The sequence below is a fragment of the Bradyrhizobium sp. RT6a genome, from assembly GCF_040547675.1.
Taxonomy (GTDB): Bacteria; Pseudomonadota; Alphaproteobacteria; order Rhizobiales; family Xanthobacteraceae; genus Bradyrhizobium.
Genome location: NZ_JBEPQC010000009.1, coordinates 166,859 through 188,139, shown reverse-complemented (window position 1 = coordinate 188,139; position 21,281 = coordinate 166,859). Strand labels below are relative to the sequence as shown.

Sequence of the window (21,281 nt, the reverse complement as noted above, 5' to 3'; positions counted from 1 at the left end):
ATTCCGGGACATGCATGACCAGCAAGCGACTTTGCTTCGAGCCGGGTCACAAGCCCAAATGCCTCGTCATCGTCGACGACACCGCCGAATGGGATCGCGCGGTCTACTATGCCAGCCGCTGGGCGATCCGCGCCGGCGGCGGCGTGGTGATGCTCCGCATCATCGAGCCCGAACAGCAGAGCCAGGAATGGCTGGGGGTCGCCGACATCATGCGCGCTGAAGCGCAAGAGGCGGCAGAAGCCGCGCTCGACCGTGCCGCCGGCCGCGCCAACGGCATCGCCGCGATCACGCCGGAACGGGTGATCCGCGAAGGCGGCGCCATGGAACAGCTGCTGGCGGTGATCGACGAGGACCCCGACATCGCCATGCTGGTGCTCGCAGCGAACCCCGGCGCGGAGGGCCCGGGGCCGTTGGTCAACCTGCTCGCGCACGCGCTGGGCACGTTCCCGGTGCCGGTGACGGTCATTTCCGGCGCACTAAGCGACCAAAGCGTGGATTCGCTGTCCTAGACGGCTGCTCGTTCGTCTCGCCTCGTTGGCCGGCAGAGGGAGAAGCGGGCACCCTAACCCGCTGATATAACAGGTGAACGGCCAGCTTACCCCTTGACCGTGCGTTCGCCGTCGCCATCTGCTAGTGGATAGAGCACGCGCCGGCCTTGAACCGGCGACGTCTGGAGAAAACCATGTTCATTCAAACCGAAGCCACCCCCAATCCCGCTACGCTGAAGTTCATTCCCGGCCGCGTCGTGGTCGACGGCGGTCCGATGGAATTTGCGAGCCGCGAATCGGCCGCACGCTCGCCGCTCGCCGAAAAGCTGTTCGAGGTCCCCGGCGTCACCGGCGTGTTCTACGGATCGGACTTCATCACCGTGACCAAGGCAAACGGTGAATGGCAACAGCTCAAGCCCGCGATCCTCGGCGCCATCATGGAGCACTACATGTCCGGCGCGCCGCTGCTCGCCGATGGCGCGGCCGCGAGCGATGTCGATCTCGACGACGAGGACGAATTCTTCGACGAGGCCGATGCCGAGACGGTCGACATGATCAAGGATCTGATCGAGACCCGCGTGCGGCCGGCGGTCGCCAATGACGGCGGCGACATCACTTTCCGCGGCTTCAAGGACGGTATCGTCTATCTCAACATGAAGGGCTCCTGCGCCGGCTGCCCGTCATCGACCGCAACGCTCCAGCACGGCATCCAGAACCTGCTCAAGCACTTCGTCCCCGACGTGGTCGAAGTCCGGCCGATGTAAATTGCACGCGCGACCCATCAATTTGAACTCCGTCATGCCCGGGCTTGTCCCGGGCATCCACGTTCTTGGGGCGCAAAGTCGTGGATGGCCGGGTCAAGCCCCGCCATGACGACCGGGATGATGCTATGATCGTTCCATGCTGATCCTCGCCATCGATACCGCGCTGGAAGCGTGCGCGGTTGCCGTTCTCGACACAGATTCCGGCCAGCTCCTCGCGCAGGAGCAGCTTCTGATGAAGCGCGGCCACGCCGAAGCGTTGATGCCGATGATCGCGCGCGTGATGCAGTCAGCCAATCTCGCCTTCACCGCGCTCGACCGCATCGCGGTCACCATGGGCCCCGGAAGTTTCACCGGCCTGCGCGTCGGCATTTCGGCGGCCCGCGGCCTTGCGCTTGCTGCGAAGCGACCCGCCGTCGGCCTGACCACCTTGTCGGCCTATGCCGCCGCCGTCGTTGGCCAAAGCGGGGCGGCGCCGGTGATCTCGGCGATCGACGCGCGGCACGACCACGTCTATTTCCAGATCGTGGCCGGTGACGGCAGCCAGCTGGTGCGGCCGGGCGTCGCTCCCATCGACGAGGCGATCGCGGCTTCGCAATTCGGCGCGCCGCATCTGGTCGGCAATGCCGCCAACATCCTCGCCGAGCGCTGGCCGAAAGACATGCCGCAGCCGGTCGCGGTCGACGCGCAGCCCGCGCCCGACATCGGCTGGGTCGCATGGCTTGGCGCCGCGGCCGATCCCGCGACAAATCCGGCGCGGCCGTTCTATCTGCGGGCCCCCGACGCAAAGCCGTCCGCACAACTGCCGCTTGCAGCACAAGCCGCAAGCTCATGATGAGATGGTTCTCGGAATGGTGGCGCGGCGGCACGGCCGTCGTCGAGCCGGCTGTCGCACGCGACGTCGCACGGCTCGCGCAGCTCCACGGCGCCTCCTTCGCGCGCGGTTGGGGCGAAGGCGAGTTCGAGAGCATGCTCAGCGAGCGCAACACGCTGGTGCACCGGTTGCGCCTCGGCCGCAACACCGTGGGCTTCGCGGTGTCGCGGATCGGCGCGGACGAAGCGGAGATCCTCTCGATCGCGGTCGATCAGGCCCATCGCCGCCGCGGCCTCTCTCGCACGCTGCTGATGACCCATCTCGGCCACCTGGCAGGGCGCGGCGTGCGCACAATATTTCTCGAGGTCGAGGAAAATAACCAGCCGGCGCGGCGGCTCTACGATCGAGCCGGATTCCTGGTGGTCGGACGCCGCGAACGCTACTATAAGCAGCCGAACGGGGAACAATTGAACGCACTTCTGATGCGACGTGACTTGTCGTAACATTGATGGCAGAAAGCGCCCCGTCAGGCGGACATCACATGACTGGTCTTAAACCTTCCCCCGCTTCCAAGGCGTCCGGCATCGAGGCGCGCTGTGCCGCCACCGGCATGCGCATGACCGAGCAGCGCCGTGTCATCGCCCGCGTGCTTGCGGAGGCGGTCGACCATCCCGATGTCGAGGAACTGTACCGCCGCTGTGTCGCCGTCGACGACAAGATCTCGATCTCGACGGTGTATCGTACCGTCAAACTGTTCGAGGATGCAGGCATCATCGAGCGCCACGATTTCCGCGAAGGCCGCGCGCGCTACGAGCAGATGCGCGACAGCCATCACGACCACCTCATCAATCTGCGCGACGGCAAGGTGATCGAGTTCACCTCCGAGGAGATCGAGAAGCTCCAGGCGGAGATCGCCCGCAAGCTCGGTTACAAGCTGGTCGATCATCGGCTCGAACTTTATTGCGTGCCGCTCGACGACGACAAACCCACGAATTAAGTGCCCGTCGATCTCGTCATCTTCGATTGCGACGGCGTGCTCGTGGACAGCGAGGTGATCTCCTGTCGCGCGCATGCGGATGTGCTGTCGAGGCACGGCTATCCGATCACATCGGAACAGGTGCTGGTCCGCTTCCTCGGCGTATCCGAGAAAGACGCACGGCGAATGGTCGAACAGGAGATCGGGCGCAATCTTCCCGACGATCTCGAGAGCCAGGTGAATGCGGCGACGCTGCAATTCTATGCCAGCGATTTGCAGCCGATCACCCATGTGGCCGCAGCGATTGGCGCAATCGATTTGCCCAAATGCGTTGCGTCGAGCGGCACGCCGGAGAAGATCCATCATGGCCTGACCTGCGCCGGTCTCTACGATCTGCTCGCTCCGAACATCTTTTCCGCGAGCCAGGTCGCGCGCGGTAAGCCCGCGCCCGATCTTTTTCTGTTCGCCGCCGCGCAGATGAAAGTCGCGCCGGAGAGGTGCCTCGTGATCGAGGACAGCGTCCCCGGAGTGACCGGCGCGCAGGCCGCCGGGATGACCGTGCTGGGCTTTCACGGTGGCAGCCATTGCCCGCCGGGCCACGCTGAAAGACTACGGGGCGCGGGGGCCGGATTGACGTTCGACGATATGCGGCAATTGCCGGAGCTGGTTCGGCAGGTCGCTGCGGACACCCTGGCGGGCTGAATCCCTCCTCTCGGCGTCATTCCGGGGCGATGCACCTGCATCGAACCCGGAATCTCGTGCCAAAACCTCCGGATTCCGGGTTCGCGACTGCGTCACGCCCCGGAATGACGACCGAAAAGACCCCCAATCGCTGGATTTCCGCGGCCCCAGCCTATATCTGGGGGCGGTCCTCCCACCTCCATTCCGGGTTCCATGACGCCGCCGCGCAAGCTGCACATCAAATCATATGGCTGCCAGATGAACGTCTACGATGCCCAGCGCATGGTGGACACGCTGGCCCCGGAAGGATTCGTGGAGACGGCCAGCGCTGATGACGCCGACCTCGTCATCCTCAACACCTGCCATATCCGCGAGAAGGCCTCGGAAAAGGTCTATTCGGAGCTCGGCCGCCTGCGCGTCGCCAAGGACGCAGCCGCGCGCGACGGGCGGACCATGCAGATCGCGGTCGCAGGCTGCGTGGCACAGGCCGAAGGCGAGGAGATCGTGCGCCGTGCACCCGCGGTCGACGTCGTGGTGGGACCGCAGAGCTATCATCATTTGCCCCAACTGTTGAAGCGCGCTGGCAATGAGGGCCGTGCCATCGAGACCGAATTCCCGGCTCAGGACAAGTTCGGCTTCCTCGCCCAGCCCAAGCCCGGCGCGATCCGCGCCCGCGGCATTTCCGCTTTCGTCACGGTGCAGGAAGGCTGCGACAAGTTCTGCACCTTCTGCGTCGTGCCCTACACGCGTGGCTCGGAAGTCTCGCGGCCGGTGGCAAAGATCGTCGACGACGTGAAGCGGCTCACTGAGAACGGCGTGCGCGAACTCACGCTGATCGGACAGAACGTCAACGCCTATCACGGCGAGGGACTGGACGGAAAAAGCTGGCCGCTCGGCAGGCTGCTGGAGCACCTCGCGGCGCTTCCGGGCGTCGCGCGGCTGCGCTATTCGACCAGCCATCCGCGCGATGTCGACGACAGCTTGATTGCAGCCCATCGCGATCTCGATGCCTTGATGCCGTTCGTGCACCTGCCGGTGCAGTCGGGCTCGGACCGGATTCTGGCCGCCATGAACCGGAAACATACCGCCGATGATTATCGGCGTGTCGTCGACCGTTTCCGGTCCGCACGCCAAGACATTGCTTTCTCATCAGATTTTATCGTCGGCTTCCCGGGTGAGAGCGAGCAAGATTTTCTCGCGACCCTCGCGCTTGTCACGCAAATCGGCTACGCTGCGGCGTATTCGTTCAAATACTCCGCCCGGCCGGGAACGCCGGCCGCGGACATGCAGGAGACGGTGTCCCCCTCCGAGATGGACCAGCGATTGGAGCGGCTCCAGGAACTGATCGACAGCCAGCAATCGGCCTTCAACAAGGCTGCGATTGGCTCAACGGTCGATGTTCTGTTCGAGCGTCCGGCCCGCAAGGATGGCCAGATCGTCGGCCGCACTGCATTCCTCCAGCCCGCGCATGTGATGGCCTCGCCCGACATCATCGGACAGATCCTGCCGGTCCGGATCGACAGCCTCGAACGCTACAGCTTCCTCGGCGAGCTCGCCATGGCGCACGAGCCCGCTTTATCGTCCATCGCCACTGGAGCCTGAACCCTTGCCCAAAAGCGCATCGGATTCGTCTTCTTCCATCGCTCCTAACCGCAAATTTGACCGCGACATGCAGGTTCCACCCGAGACCCAGGTCGTCATCGACTTCGACGACAACCGCGCCGCATCCGCGCTGGTCGGCCCTTACGGCCAGCATCTGGCACAGATCGAACGGCGGCTCGGCGTCGTCGTCGATTCCAAGGGCAACCACATCACGATTGGCGGCTCGCGCGACGGCTGCGATGCGGCGCGCCGCGTGCTGGAGACGCTCTACGCCCAGGCCGTGAAGGGACAGGATCTCGACCAGGGCGAGGTCGAGGGCGCGATCCGGGCCGTGATCGCGCAGGGCTCGCTGTTCGAGTTCGACGCCAAGTCGGCCAAATCCACCTTCGACAGCATCAATCTGCGCAAGCGCCCGGTGCGCGCGCGCACGGCGGCGCAGGATTCCTACATCCGCGCGCTGAAGCGCCACGAGTTGGTGTTCGGCATCGGCCCCGCCGGCACCGGCAAGACCTGGCTCGCGGTCGCGCATGCCGCGCAACTGTTCGAGCGCAAGGAAGTCGACAAGATCATCCTGTCCCGTCCGGCGGTGGAAGCCGGCGAGCGGCTCGGCTTTTTGCCCGGCGATCTCCGCGAGAAGGTCGATCCTTATCTTCGCCCGATCTACGACGCGCTCTATGACCTGATGGACGCGCGTATCGTCGAGCGCGCGCTGCAGACCGGCGAGATCGAGATCGCGCCGCTTGCCTTCATGCGCGGTCGCACGCTGACCAACGCGGCCATCATCCTGGATGAGGCGCAGAACACCACGTCGATGCAGATGAAGATGTTTTTGACCCGTCTCGGCGAGAACAGCCGCATGATCGTCACCGGCGATCCCTCGCAGATCGACTTGCCGAACGGCCAGACCTCGGGCCTCGCCGAGGCGACGCGCCTGCTGAGCGGCGTCGAAGGCATTGCGCAAGTTCATTTCAAGGCCGAAGACGTGATCCGCCACGAACTCGTGGCGCGGATCGTCTCCGCCTACGAAGGGGCACCGCAGCGGCCGGCCGCCGGTAAATCCTGACGAGACAGCAACCGGACCATATGGGCGCGGAGACGGCGCCCCTTCGTTCCGAACAAGGACAATGTCACACTCCAACCTTCCCATCACCGAGGTCCTCGTCGTCGCCGATTGCTGGCAGCGGGAGCCCGAATCCGAAGCCGTGATCCAGCGCGCCGTGGCGGCCGCCGCCGAGAATGTCGACGAAGACGTTGCGGAGGCGGAAGTGGCGGTGATGCTGACCGATGATGCCGGCATCCGCACGCTGAACAGCAACTGGCGCGGCATCGACAAGCCGACCAACGTGCTGTCGTTTCCCGCGCTGCAGCCGGAAGGCGACTGGAAACCGGGCGATGCCCCGCGCATGCTCGGCGACATTGCGATCGCCTACGAGACCATGCGGCGTGAGTCGGACGAGGAACAAAAGCCGTTCGATCATCATTTGAGCCATCTCGCCGTGCACGGTTTCCTGCATCTGGTCGGCTACGACCACGAAAACCAAGACGACGCCGAGGAAATGGAAGCGCTCGAACGAGAGATCCTGGCTCATCTCGGCATTCCCGACCCCTATGCCGACCGCCCAGGGACGCATTGAGATGCCGGATTCGGACCCGATTCAAGACAATCCGCGCACCACGGCAAATTTGCCGGTCGTGGTAACGCCCGGCGAGGTGATGCGCCCGACCGCGGAAGGCTGGCTGCTGCGTGCCATTCGCAGCCTGTTCGGCTGGAAGGCGGGTTCGGTGCGCGACGACCTCCAGGTCGTGCTCGACGCCACGACGCCGGACGACACCGGCTTCTCGACGGTCGAGCGCACCATGCTGCGCAACATCCTCGGCCTGCACGAGCGTCGCATCGCCGATGTCATGGTGCATCGCGCCGACATCATCGCGGTGAAGCGCGACATCCCGCTCGGCGAGTTGATGGACCGCTTCGAGAGCGCCGGCCATTCGCGCCTTGTGGTCTACAACGAGACGCTCGACGATCCCGTCGGCATCGTCCATATCCGCGATCTGCTCGCCTTCATGACCGCGCGTGCGCGCGTGTCGGGGGTCACGAAAACCAAGCGCAAGAAGCCGCTGCCGGCCGGGCTCGATCTGCGTACGGTCGATCTCGCGCTGCCGCTCGAAGAAGCGCGCATCATCCGCAAGTTGCTCTACGTGCCGCCGTCGATGCGGGCGATCGACCTGCTCGCGCAGATGCAGGCCACCCGCATCCATCTGGCGCTAGTCGTCGACGAATATGGCGGCAGCGACGGCTTGGTCTCGCTCGAAGACATCGTCGAGCAGATCGTCGGCGAGATCGACGACGAGCATGACAGCGACGAGCCGCCCTCGATCGTGCGGCTGCCCGACAACGCCTTCATCGCCGACGCTCGCGCCAGCCTGGACGACGTCCGCACCGTGATCGGCGAGGATTTCGTCACCGGGGAGGCCGGCGAGGAAGTGGAGACGCTGGGCGGCTATCTCGTCAGCTTCGTCGGGCGCCTGCCGGTGCGTGGCGAGGTGATCTCGGGCCCCGGCCATTACGAGATCGAGGTGCTCGATGCCGATCCGCGCCGGGTCAAGCGACTGCGGATCTCGACGCGAAAGGAGCGTCCCGCGCCGCGCACCCAGCGCGAGAGCCGGCGCCGCGAGGCTGCGCCGGATGGCAGCCCGCCGACGGCCAGCGACACGCCCACCCCGCCGCCAAGCGACGGGACCGGTCCGCAGTGAGTCCTTTCCAGCGATTCCGCCAGATCGCGCTTGCCATCATCCTGACCTGGGGATGGAAGCGCGCGCTCGTCGCGATAGCTGCCGGTGCGCTCTCGGTGCTGGCGCTGGCGCCGTTCAACGTCTTCCCGGTGCTGTTCATCACCTTCCCGATGCTGGTCTGGCTGATCGACGGCGCCGGCGCCGGACGATATCGCGGCGTCCCCGCCGCGGCGCTCACCGGCTACTGGTTCGGGCTCGGCTATTTCGTGCCCGGCCTCTACTGGATCGGCTACGCCTTCTTCGTCGACGCCGATGTATTCGCCTGGCTGACGCCGTTCGCGGTGCTGGGCCTGCCGGCCTATCTATCCATATTCACGGCAATGGGCTTTGCGCTCGCCCGCCTGCTCTGGACCAAGAACGCGACGCGCGTGCTTGCGCTCGCGGCAAGCCTTACCATCACCGAATGGCTGCGCGGTCATGCGCTGACCGGCTTTCCCTGGAACGCGTTCGGTTATGCGCTGTCCGAGCCGCTGCCGCTGGCACAAACGGCGTCGCTGATCGGCCTGTGGGGCATGACGTTCCTGACGGTTGCGATCTTCGCGAGCCCGGCGGCGCTGATCGACCGCACGCCCGATCGCCGCCTGGCGTGGCGCGCGCCGGCCGCAGCCGTGGCGCTCCTGCTTGTCATGAGCATCTTCGGCGCGATCCGCCTGTCGCTGCATCCGACCACGATGGTCGCGGGCACCAAGTTGCGCCTGATGCAGCCGGATCTCCAGCAGGACGCGAAGTTCAACTACGCCGCCAAGGCGGAGGTGATGAAGAAGTATCTGGCCTTGTCGGACCGCGCCTCCGGGCCGCAATCGACCGGCGTGCGCGATGCCACCATCCTGATCTGGCCGGAATCCGCCTTTCCGTTCTTCCTGACTCGCGAAGCCGATGCGATGGCGCAAATTGCGGAGCTTCTGCCCAAGGGCACCGTGCTGATCACGGGCTCGGTCCGCGCGCCCGACCTGCCGCGGGGCACGCCGATCACCCGCGCCTATAATTCGATTTATGTGATCGACCACGACGGCAGCGTGCTCTCTATGTACGACAAGCTGCATTTGGTGCCGTTCGGCGAATTTCTTCCGTATCAGGGCTTGATGGAGAAGCTCGGTTTCGAGCAACTCACGCGTGTGCGCGGCGGCTTCATTCCCGGCACCGTGCGGCATGCACTGCCGGTCCCCGGTGCGCCGTCCGCGCTGCCGCTGATCTGCTACGAAGCAATTTTTCCCGGCGAGGTGGCTGGACGCAATGAACGTCCGGGCTGGATCGTGAATCTCACCAATGACGGCTGGTTCGGAATCTCGACGGGCCCCTATCAGCACCTCGAACAGGCGCGGATGCGCGCGATCGAGCTCGGATTGCCGCTGGTTCGCTCCGCCAATACCGGCGTTTCCGCGGTAATCGATCCGGTGGGACGCATCGTCGCCAGTCTCGGTCTCGGGATCGAAGGCATTTTGGATGCAGATCTGCCCGCCGCGATCCCGCCGACCATCTATGCGCGCGTGGGCGACGTACCCGCGGCCATGCTCGTCGCGCTCGCCGTGTTTGTGGCGGTCCGCCGACGTGTTGCCAAACGGCACCTCTGATCGCGCAGCCGCGGCCGATAACTTTTGACAACCGTAGTCCCACGGTTGACAGACTGCACGCGGCCTCCTCATTCTGCACCGGCTGCAAAAGACAGTGGGTATTGCTAAATTTCTCCGCAATGTTTCCCAATAACAGGGTCTGATTTTGACGTTGCTTACACCTGAGGCATTCCTGATTGCGCCGAAGGTGATGTTTGGAGGGCTGAGGAAATGTCGAAAGCGCCCAACCCTGTTGACAAATATGTCGGCAGTCGCGTGCGGATGCGCCGCATCATGTTGGGCATGAGCCAGGAAAAGCTGGGTGAAGCTTTGGGCCTGACCTTCCAACAAGTTCAGAAATACGAAAAGGGCACAAACCGGGTCGGCGCGAGCCGCATCCAGCAAATTGCCGAAATTCTCCAGGTGCCGGTGTCGTTCCTGTTCGAGGGCGGTCCGAGCGGCGTGGCGGGGCCGGACGGCTTCGCAGAAGGCGCATCGCCGTCTTACGTCTCGGATTTCCTCGCGACTTCCGAAGGACTCGCCCTGACCAAGGCGTTCACCCGAATCACCGATTCCAAGATGCGCCGCTCGATCGTCGATCTCGTCGAGCAGATCGCGGCCCGCGAAGGCCCCGATAAGCGCTGAGGCGGTATCTCAATCCGATTTGAGGCTGCGTCAAATCTGGCCTATGTCGTCATTTGTGGCCGCGCTTTGATGCGCGTCTTCCTCGATGATGCGATTCAAAGGCACAGATGCGCTCATGACTGGCTCCAATTGGTTCGATACTAAAACTATTCTCGATGGCATCCGCCGCTGGGTGGAGGTCGAGACGCCAACGGACGCGCCTGAACAGGTCAACAAGCTGGTCTCGATGGTCGCGGAGCAATACCGCGACCTCCCTGTTACGCTCGAGCGCATCGCCTGCGTCGATGGCTGCGGCGATCATCTCGTGGCGCGCTCGACCTGGGGTCAGGACCGGCCCGGCATCCTGGTGCTGAGCCACCTCGATACCGTTCACCCCATGGGATTCATCGAGCGCCTGCCGTTCAAGGTCGAAGGCGACAGCGCATTCGGTCCCGGCATCTACGACATGAAGGGCGGCGCCTACATCGCCCATCACGCCTTTCGCGCGCTTTGTGCCACGGCCGATCGCTCGCCGCTCGGCATCACCCATCTGTTCACCTCCGACGAGGAGATCGGCAGCCCCACCTCTCGCGCACTCATCGAGACCGAAGGGCGCAAAGCGAAGTACGTGCTGGTGACGGAGCCGGCCCGCGACGGCGGCAAGATCGTCACCGGCCGCAAGGGCGTCGGGCGATTCGAAGTGTTCATCAAGGGCGTGCCCGCGCATGCCGGCACGCGGCCCCAGGATGGCCGCAGCGCGATCCGCGAGCTCGCCAACGTCATCCTGACGCTGGAAGCGATGAACGATCTGGCGCGCGGCGTCACCGTCAATGTCGGCGTGGTGCGCGGCGGCACGCGGCCCAACGTGACGCCGGAAGAAGCCTATGCCGAAATCGATCTGCGCGTGCTGAGCCTGAAGGACGCGGATGAATTCGTCGGCAAGATCCTCGCCCTGACATCGAAGACGGATGGCGTCACCGTCAAGGTCACGGGCGGGCTCAATCGTCCGCCTTACGAGAAGAGCAATGCCGGCGCCTCGCTGTACGAACATGCGAAGACGGTTGCCACGGAGATCGGCTTCGAGCTGGTCGACGTTCACACCGGCGGCGGCTCGGACGGTAATTTCACCGCCGCCCACACCGCGACGCTCGACGGGCTCGGCGTCGACGGTAAGGGCGCGCACACTCATTATGAGCAGCTCTATGTCTCGTCGCTCGAACCGCGCGCGCGGCTGCTTCATCGCCTGTACCAGACGCTACGATGAGTGAGCGCAAATCAGATCCCGATCGCGAGGACAGCGAGCGCGCCTTCTTCGGACGCCGCAAGGGCCACAAGCTCAGGCAGCACCAGGCCGAGCTGATCGATCAGCTGCTGCCGCGTCTTGCGCTGCCCATCGACCGCGAGGCACCGGCGGATGCCCGCGAGATCTTCGTCCCCGCAGCCGACGATTTGCGGCTCGAGATCGGCTTCGGCGGCGGCGAGCATCTTGCGGCGGAAGCGCAAAACTTCGCAACAACCGGCTTCATCGGCTGCGAGCCCTACGTCAACGGCATGGCGAAGATCCTCGCGCAGATCGAGGCCGCCGACATCGGCAACATCCGCCTGTTCGCAGGCGATGCTGCCGAGCTCCTGGCCTGGCTGCCGAAGGCTTCGCTGTCGCGGATCGACCTGATCCATCCCGATCCCTGGCCGAAACGGCGGCACTGGAAGCGGCGCTTCGTCCAGGACCGGACCATCGCCGCGATGGCGCGCGTATTGAAAGCCGGCGGCGAATTTCGTTTCGTCTGCGACATCGACGATTACTGCGCCTGGACGTTATCGCATCTGTCGCGCTCGACGGATTTCGTCTGGCTTACGGAGCGCGCTGATGATTTCCGGCAGCCCTGGGCTGGCTACACCATGACGCGTTACGGCAGGAAAGCCGCGCGCGAGGGACGCAAGGCGGCGTATCTGCGATTCAGGCGGGTCTAGATCGTCTGCCGATTGCGCCAGAAATTCACGACTCGCTCGGCGGTCGTCGGCATCAGCCGCGTGAAGTTGGCGCGCGCCTGCTCAAGATCGGCATCGGCTGGCGTGCGATTCGGGCCGTACCACATCAGGATCATCGCGCGCACCGTGGGCCAGCCGAGATTCAGCACGCGTCCCAGGACCAGGATTGGATCGTAGCGGTCACCCGTGATCAGGCGGTCGAGGACCGAGAGGCGGACGCCGGACATCGCCGAGAGCGAAGCGATCGCCTCCTCGTATTTGTGGGCCTTCGCGAAGCCAAGCAGCGCGCTCTCGCCAAGATGACCCTCGCGATGCAGGGCCAGCACGGTGCGCTGCGCCCCCGAGAAATCGCGGCGCGGGCCCGGCGGCAGCGTGGCTTCCTCGATGGCCGTCATGGCGCGCTTGATCTCGACCTGGCGCGCGGGATTGACCACGCTCGAGAGCCGGCGGCGGATGACGTCGAGCGTGCCGTCGAGAAGCTGTTTCAGGTTTTCGCCCGAAAGATCGTTGCGCTGGCCGATCCTGAGCGTCAGCACGCCGTCCTGCGCAGCACGCTTGATCAGCTCGGAATAGCTGCCAGGTGAGAACACCGCGCCGGAATTGCCTGCGGCGCGGCGCACTACGTCACGATCGCCGCGCTCGACCAGCACGTCGGTGATAATGGCCGACAGCGTGGGACGCTCGCTCATCGCCAGCAGATGGCCTTGGCCCTTCAGTCGCGCGATCTCGACGAGAGCGGCGTCATCGAGCACGGGCGAATGGCGCAGCACGGGGCCCGCCACCGCGATTTCGTTTTCGCGCGCGAGCTGACTGACGAGATGCCGCGGCGCGTTGTTCAAGCGCGAGAAGCGTTCGGCGAGATCGACGCGCGAGGCGAGCTCGGCATGCGGGACGAGATCGATCAGCAGATTATCGAAGAGATCAACGACATCGGGACGGAGGTTCTCGGCGTCCTGAAAGAACAATTGGGAGATGGCGTGCGCGATCTCGCCGCGACGCCGCGGGTCGCCGCGTTTGACGATATCGTCCAGTCCGGGGATGAGCGACGTGGCAACGGTCATGAAAACGCAAACTCGTACGGGGCACGCCGCGGGTGCGCCCTTGGTCCAAGCCGCCCCACAATCAGGGAATTTAGGCCTCGGAGGTGAAGGAAGCGTTGCGCGGGGCCGCAGGCCGGGCGCAAAAAGCCCGGCCTGCCCTGGATGGGCCTTGTCCGGGAAGACGGAAAGGGCTATATCAGCGCCAATTCATCTTCTCATACGATCCGCGTAGTGAGAGTGGGCCCGAAAGGACCCGCTCTTTTTTATTACCTGAACGCGGCTCGGTGGAAGATGTGCGGCCCGGCGATCTGTCGGGAGAGTTCCGAAGCGGGCTTTGAAATCCTAAACCAAGCCTTAACCATATCGAGCGCCTTGACCTCTGACATGACCGAACCGAACCCTGGTTCCACGGACGCCGAATTGCTGGCCGAGCCGAGGCTCGTGGTCGAGCCGGGCGTGGCGGCACGGGTGTCCGCGGTCGCGGGGCCGGTGCTCGAAGGCATGGGCTACCGCCTGGTGCGGATCCGCATTTCCGGGGAATCTGGCTGCACCGTGCAGGTTATGGCCGAGCGGCCGGACGGCTCCATGCAGATCGAGGATTGCGAGGCGATCTCGCGGGCACTGTCGCCCGTGCTCGACGTCGCCGACCCCGTCGATCGCGCCTATCGGCTGGAAATTTCCTCGCCGGGGATCGACCGCCCGCTGGTGCGCCGCTCTGATTTCGAGCGTTATGCCGGGCATCTGGTGAAGATCGAGATGGCGGTCGCCCATGAGGGGCGGAAGCGGTTCCGCGGCACGATCGGCCCCGTCGAAGGCGACCGGGTGCATCTGCATCGCGACGACGTCAAGGCGGGCGAGACTGCCGACGTTCTCCTGACGATGGAAGACATCGCCGAGGCTCGGCTGGTGCTGACTGACGAGCTGATCGCGGAATCCATGCGCCGCGGCAAGGCCCAGGCACGCGAGATGCGCCGCAATCTCGGCCTGGAGCCGCCGGCTGCACCGCACGCCAGCATCAGCGAAAAAACGACCAAGAACACCAAGCCGGCCAAGAAGCCGGCGCCGGCAACTACGAAGAAGCCGGCTCCGACCAATACCAAGAAACATCGCCTGGCCGCCGAACGCGCGCGACGAGGCGAGATCGATCCTGACGAAGGAGACTAGCCATGGCAGTCAGCGCCAATCGACTTGAATTGCTTCAGATCGCCGACGCCGTTGCGCGCGAGAAATCGATCGACCGCGGCATCGTCATCGCGGCGATGGAGGATGCCATCGCCAAGGCGGCGCGGGCCCGTTACGGCAGCGAGACCGACGTTCATGCCGAGATCGACCCGAAGAAGGGCGAGCTTCGGTTGTCGCGCCACATGCTGGTGGTGGAGACGGTCGAAAACCATTCCAACCAGATCTCGCTGGTGGATGCGCAGCGCGCCAATCCCGGTGCCCAGGTCGGCGACACCATCGCCGACACCCTGCCGCCGCTGGAATATGGCCGCATCGCCGCGCAGTCGGCCAAGCAGGTGATCGTCCAAAAGGTGCGCGAAGCCGAGCGCGACCGGCAATATATGGAATTCAAGGACCGCATCGGCGACATCGTCAACGGCGTCGTCAAGCGCGTCGAATACGGCAGCGTGATCGTCGATCTCGGCCGCGGCGAGGCCATCATCCGCCGCGACGAGATGCTGCCGCGCGAAGTGTTCCGCAACGGCGACCGCGTCCGGGCCTACATCTTCGACGTCCGCCGCGAGACCCGCGGCCCGCAGATCTTCCTCTCCCGCACCCATCCGCAATTCATGGCAAAGCTGTTCGCGCAGGAAGTGCCCGAGATCTATGACGGCATCGTCGAGATCAAGGCGGTCGCCCGCGATCCCGGCTCGCGCGCAAAAATCGGCGTGATTTCCCGCGATTCCTCGGTCGATCCGGTCGGCGCCTGCGTCGGTATGCGCGGTTCGCGCGTGCAGGCGGTGGTGAACGAATTGCAGGGCGAGAAGATCGACATCATCCCGTGGTCGCCCGACATCGCGACCTTCGTGGTCAACGCGCTGGCGCCGGCCGAGGTCTCCAAGGTCGTCATCGACGAAGACCGCGAGCGCATCGAGGTCGTCGTGCCCGACACCAACAACCAGCTCTCGCTGGCGATCGGCCGCCGCGGCCAGAATGTGCGTCTGGCCTCGCAGCTCACCGGCTGGGACATCGACATCCTGACCGAGCAGGAGGAATCGGAGCGCCGCCAGGCCGATTTCGAGAACTCCACCCGGGTCTTCATGGAATCGCTCAATGTCGACGAAGTGGTCGGCCAATTGCTGGCATCCGAAGGCTTCACCTCGGTCGAGGAACTCGCGATGGTGGACGTCAAGGAACTCGCCGGCATCGAAGGTTTCGACGAGGAGACCGCGCAGGAACTCCAGAACCGCGCCCGTGAATATCTCGAACAGCTCGAAGCCGAGCTTGAGGCCAGGCGCAAGGAGCTCGGTGTCGAGGACGCCGTAAAGGACGTGCCCGGCGTCACCTCGAAGATGCTGGTGAAGTTCGGCGAGAACGACATCAAGACGGTCGACGACCTCGCCGGCTGCGCCACGGACGATCTGGTCGGCTGGACCGAGCGCAAGGAAGGCGGCGAGCAGACCAAATATCCGGGCGCGCTCGATGGCCTCGATATCTCCCGTGACGATGCTGAAGCGATGATCATGCAGGCCCGCGTCAAGGCCGGCTGGATCACCGAGGCCGATCTCGCCAAGCCCGCCGAAGAGGCCGAGACGACCGAAGATCAGCCGGCTTAGGGCGAAGGAGGATGTCACCCGGATGCTCGCCGATACTGACCCCGAACTCGACCATGGACCGCGGACCGAAAGGTCCGCGACCATGCGGATGTGTGCGGTCAGCCGCGAGGTCCGGCCGATCGACGAGCTGATCCGCTTCGTCGTCTCGCCCCAAGGGCACATAGTTCCCGATCTCAAGCGCAAGCTGCCCGGACGCGGCATGTGGGTCACCGCCTCGCGCGAGGTGGTTGCGGAAGCCGTTCGGCGTCACCATTTTACGAAAGCCTTCAAGCGCGAGCTGCGCATCCCTCAGACGCTTCCCGCCGACCTCGAGGCGCTCCTGGTCCGGAGCGTGGTCGAAGCCCTTGGGATTGCTGCCAAGGCGCGCCAGATCGTCGCCGGTTTCGGCAAGGTCGAAAGCGCGCTTCGGGAAGGTACGGTCGAGGTCCTGATCCATGCCAGCGATGGGGCCGCGGACGGAATCCGCAAATTGGACATGCTGGCGCGTCAAAATGAGGGAAATCGCGGCGCCAAGCCGCAGATTCCCGTCGTCACCGCACTAAAATCGACAGAATTGGATTTGGCACTTACCCGGTCAAATGTGATACATGCTGCCCTGCTCGCGGGCCCGGCGAGCAAGTCATTCCTGTCACGTAGCCAGATGCTGGTCCGATACCGGATGGCGGACGCTGACAGGACTGCCGAAAAGCCCGGCCAGGATTTCTGAGAGACAACGACCACCCGATAGCACGGTGCGGCAACGCACAACGACAACAAGATCAGGATTAGGACTGCTTAATGGTTGATACCAAGACCCCTGGCGACAAGAAGCTGAGCGTTCCGAGCAAGACGCTATCGCTCAAGCCGCGCGTCGAAACGGGCACCGTGCGCCAGAGCTTCAGTCATGGCCGTAGCAAGCAGGTCGTGGTCGAGAAGCGTGGCAAGCGCCGTGTCGACGGCAGCCCCGAACCGCAGGTGGCCGAGGTGGCGAAGCCCGCGCCGGCCGCCGCCGCGCCCAAGCCTGCTCCGGCCCGCCCCGCGCCGCCGCGCAACGCCGGCTCCGGTGTGGTGCTGCGTACACTGACCGAGGACGAACGTTCCGCCCGCGCCAGCGCGCTGGCCGATGCCAAGGTGCGCGAAGTCGAAGAGCGCCGCCATGCCGAGGAAGAGGCCCAGCGCCGCGCCGTCCGCGAAAGCGCCGAGCGTGCCGATCGCGAGGCCGCCGAAGCCCGCCGCAAGGCCGAGGAGGAGCGTCACCGCCACGAAGAGGAAGCCAAGCGGAAGGCCGAAACCGAGGCCAAGAAGCGTTTTGGCGAAGGCGAGCAACCGCAATCTGCGGCGCGCCCTGCAACGGCGACCTCGGCCGCTCCTGCAGCGCGGCCCGGAGCGCCGATGGCGCGTCCCGGCACAACCACCACGGCACGCCCGGGAACGACGACCGCACGGCCCGGAACGACCACGCAGCGGCCGGGAGGCCCGGTAGGCCGCGCCCCCGCTGTCGCAGCCGGACCGGACGAGGACGAGGGTCCGCGCCAGATCCGTCGCGGCCCCGGCGGCGCTGCGCGGCCTGTGGTCGCTCCCAAGCCCACCCACAAGCCCGGCCCGCAGAAGGAGCGCGGCCGCCTGACGGTCGTCACCGCCTTCAATGCCGACGACGTCCGCGAGCGCTCGATCGCCTCGTTCCGCCGCCGCACCCAGCGCCTGAAGGGCCATGCCGCGAACGAGCCGAAGGAAAAGCTCATCCGCGAGGTGGTCATTCCGGAAGCGATCACCATCCAGGAGCTCGCCAACCGCATGTCGGAGCGCGCGGTGGAAATCATCCGCATGCTGATGAAGCAGGGCGCGATCCACAAGATCACCGACGTGATCGATGCCGACACTGCGCAGCTGATCGCGGAAGAGCTTGGTCACACCGTCAAGCGCGTTGCCGCGTCCGACGTTGAAGAAGGCCTGTTCGACGCCATCGACGATTCCACCGACACCGAGCCGCGCTCGCCGGTGGTGACCGTGATGGGCCACGTCGACCACGGCAAGACTTCGCTGCTCGACGCGCTCCGCCATGCCAACGTGGTCTCCGGCGAAGCCGGCGGCATCACCCAGCATATCGGCGCCTATCAGGTGCTGTCGCCCGAAAGCGGCAAGAAGATCACCTTCATCGACACGCCCGGCCACGCCGCGTTCACCGCGATGCGCGCCCGCGGCGCCAAGGTGACCGACATCGTCGTGCTGGTGGTTGCAGCCGACGACGGCGTGATGCCGCAGACGATCGAAGCCATCAACCACGCCAAGGCGGCGCGGGTGCCGATCATTGTTGCCATCAACAAGATCGACAAGCCCGACGCCAAGCCCGAGCGCGTGCGCACCGAGCTGCTCCAGCACGAGGTGCAGGTGGAATCCTTCGGCGGCGAAGCCGTCGACGTCGAAGTCTCGGCCAAGAACAAGACCAATCTCGACAAGCTGCTCGAGATGATCGCGCTCCAGGCCGACATCCTCGACCTCAAGACCAATTCGGATCGCCCGGCCGAAGGCACCGTGATCGAAGCCAAGCTCGATCGCGGCCGCGGTCCGGTCGCGACCGTTCTGGTCCAGCGCGGCACGCTCCGTGTCGGTGACATCATCGTCGCCGGCGCCGAAATGGGCCGCGTCCGCGCGCTGATCTCGGATCAGGGCGAAACGGTGCAGGAGGCGGGTCCGTCAGTGCCGGTCGAGGTGCTCGGCTTCAACGGTCCGCCGGAAGCCGGCGATCGTCTCGCCGTGGTCGAGAACGAAGCCCGCGCCCGCCAGGTCACCAGCTACCGCGCGCACCAGAAGCGCGAGAACGCGGCTGCCTCGATCTCCGGCATGCGCGGCTCGCTCGAGCAGATGATGTCGCAACTGAAGACGGCGGGCCGCAAGGAATTCCCGCTGATCATCAAGGCCGACGTGCAGGGCTCGCTGGAAGCGATCCTCGGATCGCTGGAGAAGCTCGGCACCGACGAAGTCGCCGCGCGTATCCTGCATGCGGGTGTCGGCGGCATCTCGGAATCGGACGTGACGCTCGCGGAAGGCTTCAACGCCGCCATCATCGGCTTCTCGGTTCGTGCGAACAAGGAGGCCGCTGCGGCCGCCAAGCGCAACGGCATCGAGATCCGTTACTACAACATCATCTACGACCTCGTGGACGACGTGAAGAAGGCCATGAGCGGCCTGCTCGCGCCGACCCTGCGGGAAACCATGCTCGGCAATGCCGCGATCCTGGAGATCTTCAACATCTCCAAGGTCGGCAAGGTCGCGGGCTGCCGCGTCACCGACGGCACCGTGGAACGCGGCGCCAACGTGCGCCTGATCCGCGACAACGTCGTCGTGCACGAAGGCAAGCTGTCGACGCTGAAGCGCTTCAAGGACGAAGTGAAGGAAGTCCAGTCCGGTCAGGAATGCGGCATGGCCTTCGAGAACTATCACGACATGCGCGCCGGTGACGTCATCGAGTGTTACCGCGTGGAGACGATCCAGCGCTCCCTGTAAGTCCAAATCTTACCGAAGCGCCTGGATCTTTTTTGAACTGAATTGCGGGAGTGGGATGGCCGGATTTTTTCCGGCCATCCACCCCTCTTCGTTTCAGCAAGACAAATGACAATGCCCGTGTCCCAAAAGCGGGCACGACGAGGTGATTTTCAGACCATGCCCCGCCATCATCAGAAAAAGAGTTCCGCGTCCGGCGGCTCGCAACGTCAGTTGCGGGTCGGCGAGCAGGTTCGCCATGCGATAGCCGAGATTCTGGCGCAAGGCAGCGTGCATGATGCTGACCTTGAAGGCCACATCATCACCGTGCCGGAGGTGCGGATGTCGCCCGACCTGAAGCTCGCAACAGTCTATGTGATGCCGCTTGGTGGCCGCGACACCGAGATCGTCCTCGTTGCGCTTGAGCGCAACAAGAAATTCCTGCGCGGCGAGGTCGCGCGGCGCGTTAACCTGAAATTTGCACCTGACCTTCGCTTCCGCGTCGACGAACGATTCGACGAAGCGGAACGGATCGAGAAGCTTTTGCGAACACCCGCGGTGCAGAAGGACCTGGAACAGGATCCGGATTCGGATCGGGAAGAAGAACGATGACGATGGACCCGGCTCACGGCACGATCGGCGGCGAAGAGACCGATCAGCTCGACGTGCAGAAAAATAATTTTGCGGACATGAGCGGCAATTCTCAGCCGCATCAGGAGCCGCGCCGCGTCAATAACGATCCGCGCGCCAACAAGCAGAAGGGCAATCAGCCGCGCCGCGACCGCCGCGACGTCCACGGCTGGGTCGTGCTCGACAAGCCGATCGGCATGACCTCGACGCAGGCCGTTGCCGTGCTGAAGCGCCTGTTCAACGCCAAGCGCGCCGGCCATGCCGGCACGCTCGATCCGCTGGCTTCCGGCGGCCTGCCGATCGCGCTTGGCGAGGCCACCAAGACCGTCCCCTTCGTCATGGACGGCCGCAAGCGCTACCGGTTCACGGTATGCTGGGGCGAGGAGCGCGACACCGACGACATCGAGGGCCGGGCGACCGCAACCTCGGACCATCGCCCGACCCGGGAGGCCATCGAGGCCCTGCTGCCCCGTTTCACCGGGGTGATCCAGCAGATCCCGCCGCGCTACTCCGCGATCAAGGTCCAGGGCGAGCGCGCCTACGACCTCGCCCGCGACGGCGAGATCGTGGAGCTTGCCCCCCGTCCGGTCGAGATTCACCGTTTAAGCCTTGTAGATCAACCGGATAGCGGCCATGCCGTGTTCGAGGCCGAGTGCGGCAAGGGCACCTATGTCCGCGCGCTGGCCCGCGATATGGGCCGGATTCTCGGCACTTACGGCCATATCTGCGCGCTACGGCGGACCCTGGTCGGCCCATTTGGCGAGAACGACATGATTCCGCTGGATCAGTTGGAGGCTTTGTGCGATAGAGCCGCGTCCGGCGAGGGTAGCCTCGCCGACGCGCTTATGCCCGTTGAGACCGCGCTGGACGACATCCCGGCACTGGCCGTCACTCGGGCTGATGCGGCAAGGCTCCATCGGGGCCAAGCCGTTTTGTTGCGCGGACGGGATGCGCCCACTTGTAGCGGCACAGTCTATGTCACGGTGGCAGGCCGGCTTCTCGCGCTTGCCGAAGTCGGCAATGGCGAAATCATCCCCAAGCGTGTGTTCAACCTGACCGGCCTGACTGCCAGCGCCGATCGCAACGAGAGAAATTGA

The 21,281-nt window shown here is 64.9% G+C and carries 21 protein-coding genes; 20 read left to right on the top strand and 1 reads right to left on the bottom strand.

Annotation, left to right across the window (positions count from 1 at the left end; genetic code table 11):
* Positions 1–14: 14 nt before the first annotated feature.
* The 14 genes from ABIC03_RS33360 to trmB all read left to right on the top strand — a co-directional run bounded on the left by ABIC03_RS33360 (position 15) and on the right by trmB (position 12,260).
* Entirely contained in the window at positions 15–509 is a 495-nt protein-coding gene (locus tag ABIC03_RS33360; RefSeq protein WP_275168742.1) for a universal stress protein, read from the top strand.
* 173 nt (positions 510–682) lie between these two features.
* Positions 683–1,252: a NifU family protein gene (locus ABIC03_RS33355; protein WP_275168744.1), complete on the top strand. Its 570-nt coding sequence runs from the start codon at positions 683–685 to the stop codon at positions 1,250–1,252.
* 136 nt (positions 1,253–1,388) lie between these two features.
* Positions 1,389–2,084: a tRNA (adenosine(37)-N6)-threonylcarbamoyltransferase complex dimerization subunit type 1 TsaB gene (gene tsaB, locus ABIC03_RS33350; protein ID WP_354064420.1), complete on the top strand. Its 696-nt coding sequence runs from the start codon at positions 1,389–1,391 to the stop codon at positions 2,082–2,084.
* Entirely contained in the window at positions 2,081–2,566 is a 486-nt protein-coding gene (gene rimI / locus ABIC03_RS33345; RefSeq protein WP_354064418.1) for a ribosomal protein S18-alanine N-acetyltransferase, read from the top strand. Before tsaB ends, rimI begins: the two co-directional genes overlap by 4 nt.
* A 38-nt stretch (positions 2,567–2,604) precedes the next feature.
* Complete coding sequence (locus tag ABIC03_RS33340; RefSeq protein ID WP_275168750.1) at positions 2,605–3,060, top strand: Fur family transcriptional regulator; 456 nt, start codon at positions 2,605–2,607, stop codon at positions 3,058–3,060.
* Positions 3,061–3,741 (top strand): HAD family hydrolase, encoded by a 681-nt coding sequence (locus ABIC03_RS33335; RefSeq protein ID WP_354064416.1) that lies wholly within the window; start codon positions 3,061–3,063, stop codon positions 3,739–3,741.
* A gap of 192 nt (positions 3,742–3,933) precedes the next feature.
* Positions 3,934–5,322 (top strand): tRNA (N6-isopentenyl adenosine(37)-C2)-methylthiotransferase MiaB, encoded by a 1,389-nt coding sequence (gene miaB, locus ABIC03_RS33330; RefSeq protein ID WP_354064414.1) that lies wholly within the window; start codon positions 3,934–3,936, stop codon positions 5,320–5,322.
* Positions 5,323–5,326: 4 nt separating this feature from the next.
* Positions 5,327–6,385 (top strand): PhoH family protein, encoded by a 1,059-nt coding sequence (locus tag ABIC03_RS33325; RefSeq protein WP_275168756.1) that lies wholly within the window; start codon positions 5,327–5,329, stop codon positions 6,383–6,385.
* 61 nt (positions 6,386–6,446) lie between these two features.
* Positions 6,447–6,956: an rRNA maturation RNase YbeY gene (gene ybeY / locus ABIC03_RS33320; RefSeq protein ID WP_354064411.1), complete on the top strand. Its 510-nt coding sequence runs from the start codon at positions 6,447–6,449 to the stop codon at positions 6,954–6,956.
* A gap of 1 nt (position 6,957) precedes the next feature.
* Positions 6,958–8,076 carry a hemolysin family protein gene (locus ABIC03_RS33315; protein WP_354064409.1) on the top strand — a complete coding sequence of 373 codons (1,119 nt, stop codon included), beginning with the start codon at positions 6,958–6,960 and terminating at the stop codon, positions 8,074–8,076.
* On the top strand, positions 8,073–9,686 hold the full coding sequence (gene lnt / locus ABIC03_RS33310; protein ID WP_354064407.1) for an apolipoprotein N-acyltransferase: 1,614 nt from the start codon (positions 8,073–8,075) through the stop codon (positions 9,684–9,686). Before ABIC03_RS33315 ends, lnt begins: the two co-directional genes overlap by 4 nt.
* Positions 9,687–9,896: 210 nt before the next feature.
* A complete protein-coding gene (locus tag ABIC03_RS33305) occupies positions 9,897–10,310 on the top strand; it encodes a helix-turn-helix domain-containing protein (protein ID WP_007598327.1) in 414 nt (137 codons plus the stop codon).
* A gap of 85 nt (positions 10,311–10,395) precedes the next feature.
* The gene (locus ABIC03_RS33300) at positions 10,396–11,553 is read left to right on the top strand and encodes a M20 family metallopeptidase (RefSeq protein ID WP_354064404.1); all 1,158 of its coding nucleotides are present in this window, start codon (positions 10,396–10,398) and stop codon (positions 11,551–11,553) included.
* Positions 11,550–12,260: a tRNA (guanosine(46)-N7)-methyltransferase TrmB gene (gene trmB / locus ABIC03_RS33295; protein ID WP_354064402.1), complete on the top strand. Its 711-nt coding sequence runs from the start codon at positions 11,550–11,552 to the stop codon at positions 12,258–12,260. The genes ABIC03_RS33300 and trmB overlap by 4 nt, the downstream gene beginning before the upstream one ends.
* On the opposite strand, the gene ABIC03_RS33290 is transcribed toward trmB, so the two are convergent.
* The gene (locus tag ABIC03_RS33290) at positions 12,257–13,339 is read right to left on the bottom strand and encodes a DUF2336 domain-containing protein (protein WP_354064400.1); all 1,083 of its coding nucleotides are present in this window, start codon (positions 13,337–13,339) and stop codon (positions 12,257–12,259) included. The genes trmB and ABIC03_RS33290 overlap by 4 nt on opposite strands.
* A gap of 363 nt (positions 13,340–13,702) precedes the next feature.
* Between ABIC03_RS33290 and rimP the strand changes: the two genes are divergently transcribed.
* The 6 genes from rimP to truB all read left to right on the top strand — a co-directional run bounded on the left by rimP (position 13,703) and on the right by truB (position 21,281).
* Positions 13,703–14,482, top strand: a complete 780-nt coding sequence (gene rimP / locus ABIC03_RS33285; RefSeq protein WP_354064591.1) for a ribosome maturation factor RimP — start codon at positions 13,703–13,705, stop codon at positions 14,480–14,482.
* Positions 14,483–14,484: 2 nt separating this feature from the next.
* A complete protein-coding gene (gene nusA, locus ABIC03_RS33280; RefSeq protein ID WP_354064398.1) occupies positions 14,485–16,095 on the top strand; it encodes a transcription termination factor NusA in 1,611 nt (536 codons plus the stop codon).
* 22 nt (positions 16,096–16,117) lie between these two features.
* On the top strand, positions 16,118–16,801 hold the full coding sequence (locus tag ABIC03_RS33275; RefSeq protein ID WP_354064396.1) for an RNA-binding protein: 684 nt from the start codon (positions 16,118–16,120) through the stop codon (positions 16,799–16,801).
* A 71-nt stretch (positions 16,802–16,872) separates the two neighbouring features.
* Positions 16,873–19,578 carry a translation initiation factor IF-2 gene (infB, locus tag ABIC03_RS33270; protein ID WP_354064394.1) on the top strand — a complete coding sequence of 902 codons (2,706 nt, stop codon included), beginning with the start codon at positions 16,873–16,875 and terminating at the stop codon, positions 19,576–19,578.
* A gap of 156 nt (positions 19,579–19,734) precedes the next feature.
* Positions 19,735–20,166 (top strand): 30S ribosome-binding factor RbfA, encoded by a 432-nt coding sequence (gene rbfA, locus ABIC03_RS33265; RefSeq protein WP_275169145.1) that lies wholly within the window; start codon positions 19,735–19,737, stop codon positions 20,164–20,166.
* Positions 20,163–21,281 carry a tRNA pseudouridine(55) synthase TruB gene (truB, locus tag ABIC03_RS33260; protein WP_354064392.1) on the top strand — a complete coding sequence of 373 codons (1,119 nt, stop codon included), beginning with the start codon at positions 20,163–20,165 and terminating at the stop codon, positions 21,279–21,281. Before rbfA ends, truB begins: the two co-directional genes overlap by 4 nt.

What these genes read in the sequence shown, in the direction of transcription:
- trmB (WP_354064402.1), top strand. Translation starts at nt 11,550, where the DNA reads ATGAGTGAGCGCAAATCAGATCCCGATCGCGAGGACAGCGAGCGCGCC.
- ABIC03_RS33305 (WP_007598327.1), top strand. Translation starts at nt 9,897, where the DNA reads ATGTCGAAAGCGCCCAACCCTGTTGACAAATATGTCGGCAGTCGCGTG.
- miaB (WP_354064414.1), top strand. Translation starts at nt 3,934, where the DNA reads ATGACGCCGCCGCGCAAGCTGCACATCAAATCATATGGCTGCCAGATG.
- ABIC03_RS33315 (WP_354064409.1), top strand. Translation starts at nt 6,958, where the DNA reads ATGCCGGATTCGGACCCGATTCAAGACAATCCGCGCACCACGGCAAAT.
- ABIC03_RS33360 (WP_275168742.1), top strand. Translation starts at nt 15, where the DNA reads ATGACCAGCAAGCGACTTTGCTTCGAGCCGGGTCACAAGCCCAAATGC.
- rimP (WP_354064591.1), top strand. Translation starts at nt 13,703, where the DNA reads ATGACCGAACCGAACCCTGGTTCCACGGACGCCGAATTGCTGGCCGAG.
- rbfA (WP_275169145.1), top strand. Translation starts at nt 19,735, where the DNA reads ATGCCCCGCCATCATCAGAAAAAGAGTTCCGCGTCCGGCGGCTCGCAA.
- rimI (WP_354064418.1), top strand. Translation starts at nt 2,081, where the DNA reads ATGATGAGATGGTTCTCGGAATGGTGGCGCGGCGGCACGGCCGTCGTC.
- ABIC03_RS33340 (WP_275168750.1), top strand. Translation starts at nt 2,605, where the DNA reads ATGACTGGTCTTAAACCTTCCCCCGCTTCCAAGGCGTCCGGCATCGAG.
- tsaB (WP_354064420.1), top strand. Translation starts at nt 1,389, where the DNA reads ATGCTGATCCTCGCCATCGATACCGCGCTGGAAGCGTGCGCGGTTGCC.
- ABIC03_RS33275 (WP_354064396.1), top strand. Translation starts at nt 16,118, where the DNA reads ATGCTCGCCGATACTGACCCCGAACTCGACCATGGACCGCGGACCGAA.
- ABIC03_RS33290 (WP_354064400.1), bottom strand. Translation starts at nt 13,339, where the DNA reads ATGACCGTTGCCACGTCGCTCATCCCCGGACTGGACGATATCGTCAAA.
- ABIC03_RS33355 (WP_275168744.1), top strand. Translation starts at nt 683, where the DNA reads ATGTTCATTCAAACCGAAGCCACCCCCAATCCCGCTACGCTGAAGTTC.
- truB (WP_354064392.1), top strand. Translation starts at nt 20,163, where the DNA reads ATGACGATGGACCCGGCTCACGGCACGATCGGCGGCGAAGAGACCGAT.
- ybeY (WP_354064411.1), top strand. Translation starts at nt 6,447, where the DNA reads ATGTCACACTCCAACCTTCCCATCACCGAGGTCCTCGTCGTCGCCGAT.
- ABIC03_RS33300 (WP_354064404.1), top strand. Translation starts at nt 10,396, where the DNA reads ATGATGCGATTCAAAGGCACAGATGCGCTCATGACTGGCTCCAATTGG.
- infB (WP_354064394.1), top strand. Translation starts at nt 16,873, where the DNA reads ATGGTTGATACCAAGACCCCTGGCGACAAGAAGCTGAGCGTTCCGAGC.
- nusA (WP_354064398.1), top strand. Translation starts at nt 14,485, where the DNA reads ATGGCAGTCAGCGCCAATCGACTTGAATTGCTTCAGATCGCCGACGCC.